Raw genomic sequence first — 14,370 nt, 5'->3', positions numbered from 1 at the left:
CCGTGTCCGTCTCGGCAACCGAGGGACTCGGAGCCAGCGCCTGGGCAGGTCTCGCCGCCGACTCGTCGACGACGACCGCCTCGACCGCTGAGGACAAGGAGATGTTCCTCAACCTCATGGTCGCCCAGCTGCGCTACCAGGACCCCATGAACCCGGCCGACACCGCCGACTTCATGGCCCAGAACGCGCAGTTCAGCGCGCTCGAGGCGATGCAGCAGGTCGCGGAGCTGACCTCGCAGGTGCTCGGGGCCCAGATGGCGTTCGGCGCCAGCGGGCTCGTGGGTCGCCAGGTCACCTACGTCGGCCCGGACGGCAACGCCGTGACCGGCCTGGTCGGGAGCGTCAACTTCGACGTCACCGGCCCCACGCTCGACGTGGACGGCACCAGCGTGCCGCTCAGCGCCGTCTCGAACGTCACGGCTCCCTCCCCGGCCGCACCGGCCGCACCGGCCGCAACGGCACCCGCCCCCGAGACCGGCACCGAGACCGGCACCGACGCCGGCACCGACGCCGTCTCCGGCTGATCCTCCCCCCGCACCGTCCCCACCCCACGCACCCTCGAGGCAAGGAACCCCGCCCATGCTGCGCTCGCTCTTCTCCGGCATCTCCGGCCTGCACGTCAACCAGGTGATGCTCGACGTCACCGGCTCGAACATCTCCAACGCCAACACCATCGGCTACAAGGCGAGCACCACGGTGTTCAGCGACACGCTCTCCCAGATGCTCTCCGGCGCGACCGTCTCCAACGTCGTCCAGGGCGGCACGAACCCCGTCCAGGTCGGCCTGGGCGTGCAGGTCGCCGCCACGCAGACCAACCTCGGCCAGGGCTCGGCCCAGATGACCGGCCGCGCGACCGACCTGATGCTCCAGGGTGACGGCTTCTTCGTCACCGAGAAGAACGGCATCAACCAGTACACCCGCGCCGGCTCCTTCAGCTTCGACGAGACCGGCACCCTGACCACGCCCACCGGCGCCCGCGTCCAGGGCTTCGCGTGGGACCCGGTGGCCGGCGACTTCGACACCGTCGCGGGCCCCGTCGTCCTGACCTCGGACCCGAGCCTGCTGGACCCGCCGGCCGTGCCCGACCCGATCACCGGCGACCTGCCGTCGCTCACCTCGTTCAACTTCGGCGCCGACGGCACCCTGCGCGGCGTCTACTCCGACGGCGTGCAGCGCGACATCGCCCGCCTCAGCGTGGCGCAGTTCAACAACCCGATGGGCCTGGAGAAGGTCGGCGAGACCTCCTTCATCGAGTCGGCGAACTCCGGCGCCCCGATCCTGGGCACCCCCGGCTCCGACGGCGCCGGCACCATCATCGGCGGCGCGCTGGAGATGTCGAACGTCGACCTGGCCAGCGAGTTCACCAACCTGATCCTCGCCCAGCGCGGCTTCCAGGCCTCGAGCCGGGTCATCACGACCTCGGACTCGGTGCTCGAGGAGCTCGTCAACATCAAGCGCTGACGCTGACCCGTCCCAGGGAGGGGGCGCACCGACCACGTCGGGGCGTCCCCTCCTGCACGCTCCCCTCGCCTCACCCCCCCCACCGGCCGACGTCCGTCGTGAAGATCCCGTGAACGCTCAGGTGCTCCACGCGGCGGCCGAATGACTCCAGTGACGGGCCATGGACGGCCCGCTGCGCTCAAGCCCAAGGATGGTGCTCCCCATGATCTCCCTGACCCGCCTCTCCGGGACCGTGTTCGCGCTGAACTCCGACCTCGTCGAGCGCGTCGACTCCACGCCCGACACCGTGATCACGCTGGTCGACGGCAAGAAGTACGTGGTCGCCGAGACGATGGCCGAGGTCATCTCGACCATCTGCCGCTACCGCGCCGAGATCATCGCCCTCTCCAGCCACCTCCAGGCCGGCGACCTCGTCGCCGTCGGGCAGGGCGACCGGGGCGCCCACCAGCTCGCCACGGTGGTCGAGCACCGCCGACCCAGCCTCAGCGTCGTCGACCACTCCGCGGAGCAGGGCGACGGCGGCCCGAAGGGAGACGACCGATGAAGGACCCCATGATGATCATCGGGTTCGTCGTCGGGTTCATCATCGTCTTCCTCTCCAACATCCTCGAGGGCGGCAACCCGCTGGCGCTGTTCCTGCTCCCGCCGATGCTGCTGGTGTGGGGGACCACCCTCATGGTCACGCTGGCCGGCGGCACGATCGCCGACGCCAAGGCGTTCGGCGCGGGCATCGTCAAGGCGTTCACCGGCGGCAACGTCAGCAACGCCGGCGAGGTCGTGCCGTCCGTGGTCAGCCTCGCGGAGAAGGCCCGCCGCGAGGGCCTCCTGGCGCTCGAGGACATGGTCAGGGAGATGGACGACGAGTTCCTCGTCAAGGGCGTCACCCTGGCCATCGACGGCACCGATCCCGAGGAGGTCCGCGACATCCTCGAGGCCGAGGTCACTGCCAAGAAGAAGTTCGACAAGCAGCAGGCCAAGTACTTCGCCGACGCCGGCGCCTACGCCCCGACCATCGGCATCATCGGCACGGTCATGGGCCTCGTCCACGTGCTCGAGAACCTGTCGAGCCCCGAGGCCCTGGGCCCGCTCATCGCCGCCGCGTTCGTCGCCACTCTCTGGGGCGTCATGAGCGCCAACGTCGTCTTCCTCCCCCTCGGCAACCGCCTCAAGCGGCTCTCCGAGCTGGAGGTCATGCGGATGGAGATCACCATCGAGGGCGTCGCGGCGATCCAGGCCGGCGCCAACCCGCGCGTGGTCTCCCAGAAGCTCACGTCCCTGCTCCCGGCCGGCCAGCAGCCCCCCGCTGCTGAGGCCGCCTGACACCCACCCCCAGGAGGAGCGCCATGAGTGGGCACGGAGGCGGTGGACGCCGCCAGAAGCACGAGGAGCACGAGGAGCACGAGAACCACGAGCGGTGGCTGGTGTCCTACGCGGACATGGTCACGCTGCTGTTCGTGCTGTTCGTGGTGCTGTTCGCGATGGCCCAGGTCGACCAGTCGAAGTTCGACGCGCTGGCCGCCAGCCTGGCGCGCGGCTTCGGCAGCGGCAGCCCGCAGGTGCTCTCCGGCCAGGGCAGCGTCATGCCCGAGGCGGGCAGCCAGGCCATCCGGTCGGTCGCCCCGCTCATGGACGTCGGCGACCTGCCGCCCGCCCAGCAGCAGGTGGTCGCCGACGCGCTGACCCGCGAGCAGCAGCTCGAGCACGACCGGGCGCTCGCCGGCGCCCGCAGCGAGGTGGACCGGCTGGCCGAGGTCCGCGACGCGATCTTCGCGGCCCTGGACGCGGAGGGCCTCACCGCCGACGTCCGCGCCTCCTTCGACGAGCGCGGCCTGGTGCTGAGCCTGGTCTCCAAGCACGTGGTCTTCGAGTCCGACCTGGCCACCCTGAGCCCCCGGGGCCGCGAGATCGTCGCGACGATGGCCCCCGTGCTGCGTCGCCTCGAGGACCCCCTCCAGGTCGACGGGCACACCAACCAGGCCGCCGGCGCCCCCCGGTACTACGCCACGGACTGGGACCTCTCCTCCGCGCGCGCCATCACGGTGCTGCGGCTGCTGGAGGAGCGGTTCGGGATCAGCGAGGACCGGCTCTCCGCGGCCGGCTACGGCCACACCAAGCCCCTGCTCGACCCGAGCCTCCCCCGCTCCCAGGCGATCAACAAGCGCGTGGACGTGGTGGTGCTGGCGAACCTCACCGCCGAGGAGCAGGAGCTGCTCGCCGAGGCGGTCGACGACCGGGCGCGCGCCGAGCGCCGAGCCCGGCGCACGGGCACCACCGAGGGCACCACCGAGAGCACCACCACGGGCACCACCGAGAGCACGACCGCCAAGACCGACACCCAGGCCGCCGCGCAGTCCGCGGCCGCCGACACCGACCAGACCCGCACGAAGGAGATCGCGCGATGACCGCGACCGCCGAGGACGCCCCCGCGAAGAAGAAGTCCAAGCTGCCCCTGATCATCATCATCGTCCTGGTGCTGGTGATCGCCGGTGGCGCCGCCTGGTTCCTGTTCCTCAAGCCCGCCCCCGACGCCGCCGCGGCGGAGGAGCCCGAGCCGGAGGCCGGCGCGGTGCTGACCCTCGAGCCGCAGCAGATCAACCTCGCCGGCGGGCACTACCTGCAGATCGGCATCGCCGTGCAGCAGACCATCGACGTCGCCGAGGACCTCGACGGCTCCAAGGCGCTGGACGCGACGATCGAGCTGTTCAGCGGCAAGGCCGTCGACGACCTCGACAGCCAGAAGGAGCGCACCGCGCTCAAGGAGGAGCTGCTGACCAAGGTCGAGTCGCTCTACAACGAGGAGGCCACCGACGACGCGGACGCGGTCGTGAACGTCATGGACGTCTACTTCACGACCTTCGTGTACCAGTGAGCCGCCGCTGAGGAGACCACGAGCACGAGCCGGGGCCCGCCCACCAGGGCCGCCACCGGCAAGACGCCACAGACCGGCAGGGTGCCGGGAGCAGGACGCTCGCACACCCACGCCCGCGGAGGGCCGACGCAGCCGTCGTCCACCCCCGGGCCCCCGGCACCACGGACGGTGCCGGCACACGGGCCGCCGCCCCCTCCGGAGGCCCGGGCACGGACGCCGACGCATCTTGTCGTTTCCTTGAGACACGCTTGCTCAGACGCACGCGGTTGTGGACCGATGGTTGTCCCCGTGAGCCTCCCGACGCCCCTCGTCGCAGATTCCCGTCCGCCGTCGCGGACCGGACGTCGCGCCCGCACGGGCGTCGCGACCCCCTACGACTTCAGTCAGCCCATCCAGCTCTCCCGTGAGCACTCCCGGGTGCTGCAGCTGGGCTTCGACTCCTTCACGCGCCAGGCGACCACGGTCTTCACCTCGGTCCTGCGCAGCGTCTGCTCGGTGACGCTCACCGCGATCGACCAGCGTTCCTACGCGGAGTACATCGACTCCCTGGACGCGATGACGTACCTGACCATCTTCACCACCGAGCCGATGCCCGGCCGGGGCGTGCTGAACCTGCCGCTGGGCGCGGTGATGTCCTGCGTGGACCACATGCTCGGTGGCCCCGGCACCGCCCGCCAGCCCAAGCGCGAGCTCACCGAGATCGAGACCGGCGTCGTCGTCGGCCTGGTCGAGCGGCTGCTCTCGGAGATGCGCTACTCCATGGAGTCGATCGTCGCGGTCGACCCGCAGGTCACGGGCGTGGAGTACAGCCCACAGTTCGCCCAGGCGGCCAGCGCCTCCGAGGTCATGGTCGTGATCGCCATGGAGCTGCGGATCGACGAGCGCCCGTTCCCCTTCACCGTCTGCCTGCCCTTCGCCGGCCTCCACCCGCACCTGACCTCCGCCGCCGCGCCGGCCCCGGTCTCCAGCCGCGAGCGCGCCCAGCGCGAGGAGGCGGCCCGGACGATGCGGACCACCTTCGAGGACGTCCCCGTCGAGGTCAGCGTCCGCTTCCGCTCCTCCAAGGTCGACCCGCTGCTCCTGGCCGACCTCGCCCCCGGCGACGTGCTGCGCCTCGGCCACCCGGCCGCCGCTCCCCTGGACCTGACGGTCGAGGAGCAGGCCCTGGCGCACGTCACGCCCGGCGCCCAGGGCGGCAGGCTCGCCGCCCTCATCGTCTCCACCTCCAACCGCCCCACGGCCTCCGCCGCCAACCGTCCCTTCGCCCCGCAGGAGAACCGATGACCGCCGCTCCCCTCGAGACCGGCCCCCACGACGAGCTGGCCGGCTCCGTCGCCTCCGCCGCCGCTGCCGTGCTCCCGGCCGCCGAGACCCTGATGGCGGGCGACCCGCAGCCGGGCAACGAGCACGTCACCCGTGTCTTCTCCGCCGCCGTGCTGGCCGACCTCGCCGGCGCCCGCACCGGCCGCCTGGCCCTGCTGGTCGGCTCCGAGCTGACCGACGCCCTCGGCTCCGCCCCCGGCGGCGGCCTCGACGTCGCCGCCGCCGTGCAGCCGGCCCTCGACGCCGCGGCCCAGGTCCTCGGCGCCACCGCGCAGGCCGCCGAGGTCGTCGAGCTGGACGAGGTCGTCGACCGCCTCTGCGGCGAGGCGCCCTACACCGCCGTCACCCTGCTGGGCGGCTCCATCGCCGGCGCCGTGCTGCTGCCGAACGCCGTGCTCGCCGACGCCGAGGGCGTCGAGGAGGACCCCGACGCCACCGCCGGCCAGGCCACCGCCGAGGCCGCCGCCCAGGTCGCGGCCGCGGCCGAGGCCGCCGCCACGTCCACGCTGCCCGACCCGCAGGCCGGCGCAGCGGCAGCGGCCCAGACCCTGCCCCCGACTGCCGCGCCGTCGAGCGTCCAGCCCGCCGCCCCGGCCGAGGTCGCCGGCGTGACCGGAGCCCCCGTCCCGGTCGCCGCCCCCTCCGCGCCCGTCGCCGACTCCCTCCCCCCGGTCGCCACCGTCCGCTCCATCGCCGACGGCCGCCGCGGCATCGACATGCTGGCCGGCGTCGAGATGGAGGTGACCGTCGAGCTCGGTCGCACCCGGATGCCCGTCCGCGAGCTGCTCGCCCTGGCGCCCGGCACCGTCCTGGCGCTGGACCGGGCCGCCGGCAGCCCCGCCGACCTGCTCGTCAACGGCCGGCTCGTCGCGCGCGGCGAGGTCGTCGTCGTGGACGAGGACTTCGGCCTGCGCGTCACCGAGATCCTCGACCAGACCCAGGCGGTCTGACATGGGCGAGCTCGCGATCCGCATGGTCGTCTCGCTGCTCGTCGTCGTCGGCCTCATGCTCCTCGTCGCCAAGGTCGCGGTGAAGCGCAACCGCGGCGTCCGCGACACCGGCCTCCAGGTGATCGGCCGCCAGCAGCTCGGCAAGGGCAGCGGTCTCGCCGTGGTCACCGTCGGCGGCCGCACGCTGCTGCTCGGCACCACCGACAACCAGGTCAACCTCATCACCGAGCTCACGGACCAGTCCGCCGTGCCCGCCTCCCTGGGCGTGCACGACGACCTGGACACCGACCTCGCCCTGGGCACCGACCTGGGCACCGACCTGGGCACCGACCTGGGCACCGACCTCGACGCCCCCGTCCAGGACGACGCGTTCGCCGCCCTCCTCGCCGACGCCCTCGCGGCGCCTGCCGGTGCTGCCGCCCCCGGCCCGGCCGCGCCCGCCGCCGTTGCTGCCCCGGCCGCGTCTGCTCCTGCTGCCGTGCCCGCGGTCGTCGCGGACGAGGACCGCGCCTGGTCCGCACCGCTGCCGCGCTCGACCAGCGCGCTGGGCCACGGTCAGCGTGTCGACGGCCTGCAGGTGGCCGGCCTCCCGGAGATCCGGCGTGCGACGCCGGCCCCCGCCGTGCCCGCCGCGTCGGTGGCGCCTGCCTCCTCCCCGGCCCCGGTCGAGACCGTGGCCGTGGCGCCCACCGCACCCGCGGCACCCGCCCCGCCCGCCGAGATCACCGAGATCGCCGAGGTCCCCGCCCGGGAGCCGCTGGCGCTGGTCACCGACGCGCCCACCCGCCGCAGCACCCCCTCCCCCGTCGACGCGCTCCTGGCGCTCGCGCAGGCCGACCCCGCCCCCACCCGGACGGCGAGCGTCGCCCCGGCCCGTGCGGCGTCGCCGGCGCCCCCCACCGGTGAGGACGAGGCCGCCCGCCAGCTGGCCCGCGTCCGCGCCGCCGTCGCCGACGCCCGCCCCGTCACGCCCCTCGACGTGGCTGACCGGATGGGCTCGACGGTCCGTACCGACCGGACGACCACCGCCCCGCAGCGCGAGGCCGCCACGGCGCTCCAGGAGGCCGCCGAGGACGACGAGGTCGCCCGCGCCACCGCACAGGCCGGCGAGTTCATCGCCGCGCTCTCGGCCGCGCTCAGCGCCACCGAGCCCACGACCGCCCCCGCGACCGCTCCCACCGTCACCGCCACCGGCACCGGCCTGAAGCCCGCCCGCCGCGAGCGCCGCCGCACCCGTGGCGGTGTCCCGGTGCCGGGTCCCTCCGCCACGCCTGCCTCCTCGACCCCCCAGGGGCCGCTCGCCGGCTCGGTCCTCTCCCCGCAGACGTGGCGCCAGGCCGCGCAGGCGGTCACCAGGCGAGCGTCGTGACCGCCCCGTCCCGAGGCGCCGGCACCACCGGCGCCGGCGCGAGCCTGCCCGGACGGACCGGACGAGTCGTCCGCGCCCGTCGGCTGCTCGGTCTCCTCGCCGCCACGCTGGTCGCCTCGGCCGCCCTGCTCCTGCCCGGCCTGGTGCTCGACGGCGCGGTCGCCGCCGGCACCCCCGTGGCCACCGACGCAGGCCTCGCCCTCCAGGGCGGCGGCGAGTTCGACTGGAGCACCGGCACGTTGTCGGGGGTCCCCGGCACGGGCGGCATCAACCCCGGCGCCGCGAACGACGGCAGCGTCAGCGTCGACGTCACCGGCCTCACCCGCAAGCCCAGCGAGTCCGTCGCCCTGTTCGTGGCCCTGACCCTGCTGTCGCTGGCGCCGGCGATCGTGCTCACCACCACCAGCTTCACGAAGATCCTGGTCGTGCTCGGCCTGACCCGCAACGCGCTCGGGCTCCAGCAGACCCCGCCCAACCAGGTCCTCGCCGGCCTGGCGCTCTTCCTCAGCCTCTTCATCATGGCGCCGGTGCTCTCACAGATGAACGAGACCGGTGTGCAGCCCTACATGAACGGCGACCTCACGGCCCAGCAGGCGTGGGACACCGGCATCGAGCCGCTGCGCACGTTCATGCTGGACAACACCGAGGACGAGGAGCTGGCCACCCTGACCCGGGTCGCCGGCCGCGAGCTGCCCAGCGAGCGCGCCGACGTCCCCCTCACCACCCTGATCCCGGCCTTCGTGCTCTCCGAGCTCAAGGACGCGTTCATCATCGGCTTCATCATCTTCATCCCGTTCCTGGTCATCGACCTGGTGGTCTCCGGGGCGCTGATGGCGCTGGGCATGATGATGATGCCGCCGGTGATGGTCTCGCTGCCGTTCAAGCTCCTGCTCTTCGTCCTCGTGGACGGGTGGGCGCTCATCATCACCGCCCTCGTGCAGAGCTACGGCTAGCGCCTGCCGCTGCAGCCCGCTCCGCCTCGTCCCACCGCTGTCACCACTGCTGTCACCACCGCTGCCGGCCGCCACGACCGGACGCCCGTCGACCCTGCCCACCCCTGCCCACCCGTCCCTTCCACCGGAAGAGGAGTCCGATGACCGACACCGCCGTGCTCCAGCTGGCCGCCATGACCATGCAGGTGGCGCTGAAGCTGTCCGCCCCGATCCTGCTCACCGCGCTGTCGGTCGGCTTCACGATCTCGCTGTTCCAGTCGATGACCCAGATCCAGGAGTTCACGCTCGCCTTCGTGCCGAAGGTCATCGCCGTCGCCGGCGCGCTCGTCGCCACGGGCAACTGGATGCTCCAGACGCTGATCCAGTTCACCGACGACCTGTTCGCGATGGTCCCCAGCCTCCTCGGCTGAGCCCGCCCACCCCCGCCAGGACCCACGATGACCCTGACCGTCGACGGCACGCCCATGCTGGCGTTCCTGCTGGCGTCGCTGCGGGTCGTGGCCTGGCTGTTCGTGGTGCCACCCTTCGCCACCCGCGCGTTTCCCTCGACCGCCAAGGTCGTGCTCGCCCTGGGCCTGTCCATGGTGATGGCGCCCGCGCTCGCCGACGACCCCGTGCCCACCGAGCTGTGGAGCATCGCCGTCGTGGGCATCACCCAGGTCGCGATCGGCGCCGGCCTCGGCTACCTCACGATGCTGATGCTCAGCGTCATCTCCGCCGCCGGCTCGCTCCTGGACGTCTTCGGTGGCTTCGCCCTCGCCCAGGGCTTCGACCCGCTCGGCCAGAACTCCTCCACCGTCATCGGTCAGCTCCACAACATGCTGGCCACGATGCTGCTGTTCGTCTCCGGCGGCTACCTGGTCGTCGTCGGCGGCCTGCTGCGCACCTTCGACGTGCTGCCCCTCGGCTCCGCCCCGCAGGTGGACGACGGGGTGGGGCTCGTGACCGCCGCGTTCAGCCTGTTCATCGCCGCCGCGGTGCAGGTGGCGCTGCCGATGGTCGCGGTCCTGCTCGTCACCGACCTCGGCCTGGCGCTGATGACGAAGATCGCCCCGCAGCTCAACGCGATCCAGGTGATGTTCCCGGCCAAGATCGGCCTCACGCTCCTGCTGGTCGGCCTGAGCTTCCCCGTCCTCCCGGAGGTCACCCAGCGCATGGTCGACCACGCGCTGCGGGCCATGTCGGCTTTCGCGGGCGGGGGGTGATCCGGGGATGAGCGGGGAGAAGACCGAGAAGCCGACAGAGCAGAAGAAGAAGAAGTCCCGCAAGGAGGGACAGGTCGCCCGGACCCAGGAGTTCGGCGGCTGGCTGACGATGCTGGCGTTCTCCGGCGCCGCGCCGGCCCTGGTGGACCGCGAGGTCGAGAGCCTGCGCGAGCTCATGGTGCTGTCGCTGCGGGCCGTGGAGGACCCGACGGTCGAGAACGCGCTGGACCTGCTGGTCACCGGGGTGACCGGAGTCTTCGTCACCATCCTCGCGCTGGGCACCGGCGTGATGATCCTCAGCGTCGCCGCCAGCCTCGCGCAGGGCGGCTTCTTCCTCGCGACCAAGGCGATGAAGCCGAGCCTGAAGAAGTTCGACCCCGTCCAGGGGATGAAGAAGCTCTTCGGCCCCCAGTCGTGGTGGGAGGGCGCGAAGATGCTGATCAAGACCTCCATGCTCGGCGCGCTGGCCTACGGCACGGTCACGTCCGTGACCCCGCTGCTCGGCGGGCTCGTGCCCACGATGGTGGTCCTCCAGGTCGCGGCCGGCGAGATCTTCGCGCTGCTGCGCTTCGTCGCGATCGCGGGCCTGCTCATGGCCGGCGTCGACTACCTGATGTCGCGCCGCCGCACGATGAAGCAGGTGAAGATGACCAAGGAGGAGGTCAAGCAGGAGCACAAGAACACCGAGGGCGACCACCTGAAGAGCGCGATCCGCCAGCGCCAGGTCGCCGCCAGCCGCAACCGGATGATCGTGGACGTCGCGGACGCCGACGTCGTCCTGGTGAACCCGACCCACGTCGCGGTCGCCCTGCGCTACCAGCCCGAGAAGGGCGCCCCCGTGGTGCTCGCCCGGGGCTCGGGCGTCGTGGCCGCCCGCATCCGCGAGGCCGCCGCCGAGCACGAGGTGACCATCGTGCGTGACGTGCCGCTGGCCCGCGCGCTGTACCGCTCGACCGACGTCGGCATGGTGATCCCCACGGAGCTGTTCGCCGCGGTGGCCCAGGTGCTGGCGTTCGTGATCGGGCGCCGGGGACGCAGCGCGGTGCCCACCCCCCACGACAGCCCGCGCCGTGGCGGGGACCTGCCCGACGTGCCCGACGCCCAGCGCAGGCGCCGCCAGGCCATCGCCGACCGGGCCCGCGCCCGGGCCGCGCGCGCCACCGCCTGACCCCGCTTGACCCACCGCTCCACACCGCCCACCGGTACGCCTCAGGTGACCGGGTGGCGGGCCGATGTTCACCTCGACGCCAGGGACGGCGCCACCAGTGCCAGGGACGGCACCTCCTCAGCGACCCCGCGGAGTGCCCGTCCCCATGTTGAAGAACCTCACCAAGCTCGGCGTGCCCATCGGCATCGTCCTCATCGTCGTGATGCTGGTCGTCCCGCTGCCGTCCGCGGTGCTCGACATGCTCATCGCCCTCAACATCACCGGTGCCCTGCTGGTCCTGCTCACGGCCATGTTCGTCACGCGGCCGCTGGAGTTCAGCGCGTTCCCCGCCGTCCTGCTGGTGATGACGCTCTTCCGCCTGACGCTCAACGTCTCGGCCACGCGTCTGGTGCTGCTCGACGGCTACGCCGGCAAGGTCATCGACACCTTCGGCCACTTCGTCGTGGGTGGCTCGCTGATCGTCGGCCTCATCATCTTCGTGATCCTGCTGATCATCCAGTTCGTCGTCATCACCAAGGGCGCCGAGCGCGTCGCCGAGGTGGGCGCGCGCTTCACCCTCGACGCGATGCCCGGCAAGCAGATGGCCATCGACGCGGACCTCAACTCCGGCCTCATCGACGAGGCGACGGCCCGCAAGCGACGTCAGGAGGTGCACGCGGAGGCGGACTTCTACGGCGCGATGGACGGCGCCTCGAAGTTCGTCAAGGGCGACGCGATCGCGGCCATCATCATCACGGTCGTCAACCTCATCGGCGGCATGGGCGTCGGCCTGCTCCAGCACGGCATGGCCCCCGGCGAGGCCGTCACGACCTACTCCCTGCTCTCCGTCGGCGACGGCCTGGTCTCCCAGATCCCCGCGCTGCTCCTCTCGGTGGCCACCGGCCTCGTGGTGACCCGCAGCGCCGGGGACGAGGACATGGGCTCCGACATCCTCAAGCAGCTGGGCGCGCGTCGCATGCCGCTGCAGATCGCCGGCTTCGGCGCGCTGGCCCTGTGCCTCATCCCCGGGCTGCCCAAGATCCCGTTCCTCATCGCCGGTGGCGCGATGCTGCTGTTCTCGATGCGCGTCCCCAGCCAGGCCGAGGCGGCCGAGGCCGAGGCCGCGGCCGCCGAGGTCGCCGCCGAGGCGACCAGCACCAGCGACCACCCCGAGCGCCTGGCCGCCGAGATCCAGGTCGACCCCCTGGGCCTCGAGCTCGCCCCCGACATCATCGACCTGGTGGACGCCGGCCACGGCGGCGACCTGCTCCAGCGGGTCCGCTCGCTGCGCCGCAAGGTCGCCTCCGAGCTGGGCGTCGTCGTCCCGCCGGTGCGCACCCGCGACAACCTCGAGCTGCCCGCCCACACGTACGCGATCAAGCTGTTCGACGTGGAGGTCGCCCGCGGCGAGGCGCCTCCGGGCTGTGTCCTGGCCATCGGCGAGTTCCTCGGCTCCCTGCCGGGCACGCCCACCCAGGAACCCGTCTTCGGCCTCGAGGCCAAGTGGGTGCCGCAGACGCTGCGCGCCCAGGCCGAGCTCTCCGGCGCCACCGTGGTCGAGCGCTCGTCGGTCATCACCACGCACCTCTCCGCCGTGGTCACCCAGTACGCCTCGCGCCTGCTCGGCCGCGAGGACGTGCGGATGCTGACGGACGTCGTGAAGCGCACCCACCCCAACGTGGTCGACGAGCTCACGCCGGCACAGCTGAGCCTCGGTGAGGTCCAGCGCGTCCTCCAGTCGCTCCTCGACGAGGGCATCGGCATCCGGGACCTCGTCCGCATCTACGAGGCGCTCTCCCTGCGGGCGCAGACCACCAAGGACCTGGACGCCCTCGTGGAGTCCGCCCGGGCCGCCCTCGGGCCCGCCGTGGTCGCCCCGCACGTCGTGGACGGCACCGTCCACGTCATCACCTTCGACCCGCAGTTCGAGCAGCGGATGCTCGAGGGGCTGCGACCCACGGACCAGGGCCCGATGATCGTCCTGGACCCGATGAGCGCCCACCACCTCATCGGCGGCCTGGCCAACCTGGTCGTGGAGGCCGAGAACGCCAACCTCACGCCGGTCCTGGTGTGCGCCCCGCAGCTGCGGGCAGCGGTGCGCCGCATGGTGCGACCCGCGGTCGAGCGCCTCCCCGTGCTCGCCTACCCCGAGCTCACCGGCGCGGCACAGATCCGCTCCGTCGGCGTCGTCGACGGCCACGCGCAGGTCGGTGCCGGGGCATGAACCTCCTGTCGGCGCCGGTGCTCGGAGGAGCCGCCCTGTGCGTCTCCCCCGCGCTCCACGGCGCCTGGAGCGGCGACACCACCCTCGAGGCCGCCCTCACGCGCTACCTCATCGCCGTGCCCATCTGCTGGTTGGTGCTGAGCATCTTCGAGGCGATGGTCGGGCCGGCTCCCCGGCCGCAGCGCCCGGTGCCGGCCCCGACGCCCGAGACAGCCCAAGGACCCACCTACACCGCCCAGCAGGTGCCCGGGATGCCCGGCACGGGCGCTCCCCAGCTCGGTGCCGGGGACGACGCCTCGGCCTGAGCCACGCCGGCCTGACGCTCCCCGGGAGACCACCTCCGGACGTGGAACGACCCGCAGGCGTGGCCTCGAGGGCCGCCTCCGCCGGACGTTCGCGGAGCGCCTGCGGGTCGGGTGACCGCCGGGTATTGCCGGCAGCTCGGACGACGTCGTCGCCCCCGCCCTGATGGACGACTGCCTAGCGGGCAGTCACCTCACGCGTCCTGAGAGAATGCATTTCTCGGACCACCTCCTTTCCCGTGTCCGACCACGGTAGGCAGCCGGTCGCTCCCAGCACAACGGGTTTTCACTGAGCGAAGCGCCGCTCCCTGCCGCGTCGCGCGAGACGGGACTCGCACCCGTCCGCTCAGGACATCGCGTGCCGATCACGCTTCCGGAATGCGGAACGCCCGCGCGGGGAGCACTCGGTGGTGCTGCGACCCGGCGGGCGTTCTGCAGTGTATGTCCGGCGGCGTCCTACTCTCCCACAACCTCGCGGTTGCAGTACCATCGGCGCTGAGAGGCTTAACTTCCGGGTTCGGGATGGGACCGGGTGTTTCCCTCTCGCTATGGCCGCCGTAACTCTAG

The 14,370-nt window shown here is 72.5% G+C and carries 15 protein-coding genes and 1 rRNA gene; 15 read left to right on the top strand and 1 reads right to left on the bottom strand.

Going from position 1 to position 14,370, the window contains the following annotated elements:
* The first annotated feature begins 2 nt into the window (after positions 1-2).
* The 15 genes from M8330_RS19925 to M8330_RS19855 all read left to right on the top strand — a co-directional run bounded on the left by M8330_RS19925 (position 3) and on the right by M8330_RS19855 (position 13,806).
* Complete coding sequence (locus M8330_RS19925; RefSeq protein WP_250828761.1) at positions 3-524, top strand: flagellar hook assembly protein FlgD; 522 nt, start codon at positions 3-5, stop codon at positions 522-524.
* A 55-nt stretch (positions 525-579) separates the two neighbouring features.
* Positions 580-1,461: a flagellar hook-basal body complex protein gene (locus M8330_RS19920; protein ID WP_250057744.1), complete on the top strand. Its 882-nt coding sequence runs from the start codon at positions 580-582 to the stop codon at positions 1,459-1,461.
* A gap of 202 nt (positions 1,462-1,663) precedes the next feature.
* Positions 1,664-2,005, top strand: coding sequence for a flagellar FlbD family protein (locus M8330_RS19915; protein ID WP_250057743.1), 342 nt, complete (start codon positions 1,664-1,666; stop codon positions 2,003-2,005).
* Positions 2,002-2,781: a motility protein A gene (locus M8330_RS19910; RefSeq protein WP_250828760.1), complete on the top strand. Its 780-nt coding sequence runs from the start codon at positions 2,002-2,004 to the stop codon at positions 2,779-2,781. The genes M8330_RS19915 and M8330_RS19910 overlap by 4 nt, the downstream gene beginning before the upstream one ends.
* Before the next feature lie 23 nt (positions 2,782-2,804).
* Positions 2,805-3,863, top strand: coding sequence for a flagellar motor protein MotB (locus M8330_RS19905; RefSeq protein WP_250828759.1), 1,059 nt, complete (start codon positions 2,805-2,807; stop codon positions 3,861-3,863).
* Positions 3,860-4,330, top strand: a complete 471-nt coding sequence (locus M8330_RS19900; protein ID WP_250057740.1) for a flagellar basal body-associated FliL family protein — start codon at positions 3,860-3,862, stop codon at positions 4,328-4,330. The genes M8330_RS19905 and M8330_RS19900 overlap by 4 nt, the downstream gene beginning before the upstream one ends.
* A 288-nt stretch (positions 4,331-4,618) precedes the next feature.
* The gene (locus M8330_RS19895; RefSeq protein ID WP_250057738.1) at positions 4,619-5,614 is read left to right on the top strand and encodes a flagellar motor switch protein FliM; all 996 of its coding nucleotides are present in this window, start codon (positions 4,619-4,621) and stop codon (positions 5,612-5,614) included.
* Positions 5,611-6,603 (top strand): flagellar motor switch protein FliN, encoded by a 993-nt coding sequence (gene fliN / locus M8330_RS19890; RefSeq protein WP_250057737.1) that lies wholly within the window; start codon positions 5,611-5,613, stop codon positions 6,601-6,603. Before M8330_RS19895 ends, fliN begins: the two co-directional genes overlap by 4 nt.
* A gap of 1 nt (position 6,604) precedes the next feature.
* The gene (locus M8330_RS22205; protein ID WP_284704994.1) at positions 6,605-7,972 is read left to right on the top strand and encodes a flagellar biosynthetic protein FliO; all 1,368 of its coding nucleotides are present in this window, start codon (positions 6,605-6,607) and stop codon (positions 7,970-7,972) included.
* A complete protein-coding gene (fliP, locus tag M8330_RS19880) occupies positions 7,969-8,925 on the top strand; it encodes a flagellar type III secretion system pore protein FliP (RefSeq protein WP_250828758.1) in 957 nt (318 codons plus the stop codon). The genes M8330_RS22205 and fliP overlap by 4 nt, the downstream gene beginning before the upstream one ends.
* A 140-nt stretch (positions 8,926-9,065) precedes the next feature.
* A complete protein-coding gene (locus M8330_RS19875; protein WP_250057734.1) occupies positions 9,066-9,335 on the top strand; it encodes a flagellar biosynthetic protein FliQ in 270 nt (89 codons plus the stop codon).
* Between the two features lie 27 nt (positions 9,336-9,362).
* On the top strand, positions 9,363-10,130 hold the full coding sequence (locus M8330_RS19870) for a flagellar biosynthetic protein FliR (RefSeq protein WP_250057733.1): 768 nt from the start codon (positions 9,363-9,365) through the stop codon (positions 10,128-10,130).
* Positions 10,131-10,137: 7 nt separating this feature from the next.
* Positions 10,138-11,298 carry an EscU/YscU/HrcU family type III secretion system export apparatus switch protein gene (locus M8330_RS19865; protein WP_250828757.1) on the top strand — a complete coding sequence of 387 codons (1,161 nt, stop codon included), beginning with the start codon at positions 10,138-10,140 and terminating at the stop codon, positions 11,296-11,298.
* A gap of 145 nt (positions 11,299-11,443) precedes the next feature.
* Entirely contained in the window at positions 11,444-13,501 is a 2,058-nt protein-coding gene (gene flhA / locus M8330_RS19860; RefSeq protein ID WP_250828756.1) for a flagellar biosynthesis protein FlhA, read from the top strand.
* On the top strand, positions 13,498-13,806 hold the full coding sequence (locus M8330_RS19855) for a hypothetical protein (RefSeq protein ID WP_250828755.1): 309 nt from the start codon (positions 13,498-13,500) through the stop codon (positions 13,804-13,806). The genes flhA and M8330_RS19855 overlap by 4 nt, the downstream gene beginning before the upstream one ends.
* A gap of 440 nt (positions 13,807-14,246) precedes the next feature.
* On the opposite strand, the gene rrf is transcribed toward M8330_RS19855, so the two are convergent.
* Positions 14,247-14,363 (bottom strand): 5S ribosomal RNA (gene rrf, locus M8330_RS19850).
* Positions 14,364-14,370: the final 7 nt, after the last annotated feature.

Source organism: Nocardioides bruguierae, assembly GCF_023656415.1.
GTDB lineage: Bacteria > Actinomycetota > Actinomycetes > Propionibacteriales > Nocardioidaceae > Nocardioides > Nocardioides bruguierae.
The sequence above is the reverse complement of the archived record's forward strand: the minus strand, read 5'-3'. Positions and strand labels throughout refer to the sequence as shown.

Excerpts from the sequence above, each read along its gene's own strand:
- fliN (WP_250057737.1), top strand. The coding sequence starts at position 5,611 with ATGACCGCCGCTCCCCTCGAGACCGGCCCCCACGACGAGCTGGCCGGC.
- M8330_RS19920 (WP_250057744.1), top strand. The coding sequence starts at position 580 with ATGCTGCGCTCGCTCTTCTCCGGCATCTCCGGCCTGCACGTCAACCAG.
- M8330_RS19865 (WP_250828757.1), top strand. The coding sequence starts at position 10,138 with ATGAGCGGGGAGAAGACCGAGAAGCCGACAGAGCAGAAGAAGAAGAAG.
- M8330_RS19905 (WP_250828759.1), top strand. The coding sequence starts at position 2,805 with ATGAGTGGGCACGGAGGCGGTGGACGCCGCCAGAAGCACGAGGAGCAC.
- flhA (WP_250828756.1), top strand. The coding sequence starts at position 11,444 with ATGTTGAAGAACCTCACCAAGCTCGGCGTGCCCATCGGCATCGTCCTC.
- M8330_RS19915 (WP_250057743.1), top strand. The coding sequence starts at position 1,664 with ATGATCTCCCTGACCCGCCTCTCCGGGACCGTGTTCGCGCTGAACTCC.
- M8330_RS19875 (WP_250057734.1), top strand. The coding sequence starts at position 9,066 with ATGACCGACACCGCCGTGCTCCAGCTGGCCGCCATGACCATGCAGGTG.
- M8330_RS22205 (WP_284704994.1), top strand. The coding sequence starts at position 6,605 with ATGGGCGAGCTCGCGATCCGCATGGTCGTCTCGCTGCTCGTCGTCGTC.
- M8330_RS19900 (WP_250057740.1), top strand. The coding sequence starts at position 3,860 with ATGACCGCGACCGCCGAGGACGCCCCCGCGAAGAAGAAGTCCAAGCTG.
- M8330_RS19910 (WP_250828760.1), top strand. The coding sequence starts at position 2,002 with ATGAAGGACCCCATGATGATCATCGGGTTCGTCGTCGGGTTCATCATC.
- M8330_RS19870 (WP_250057733.1), top strand. The coding sequence starts at position 9,363 with ATGACCCTGACCGTCGACGGCACGCCCATGCTGGCGTTCCTGCTGGCG.
- M8330_RS19855 (WP_250828755.1), top strand. The coding sequence starts at position 13,498 with ATGAACCTCCTGTCGGCGCCGGTGCTCGGAGGAGCCGCCCTGTGCGTC.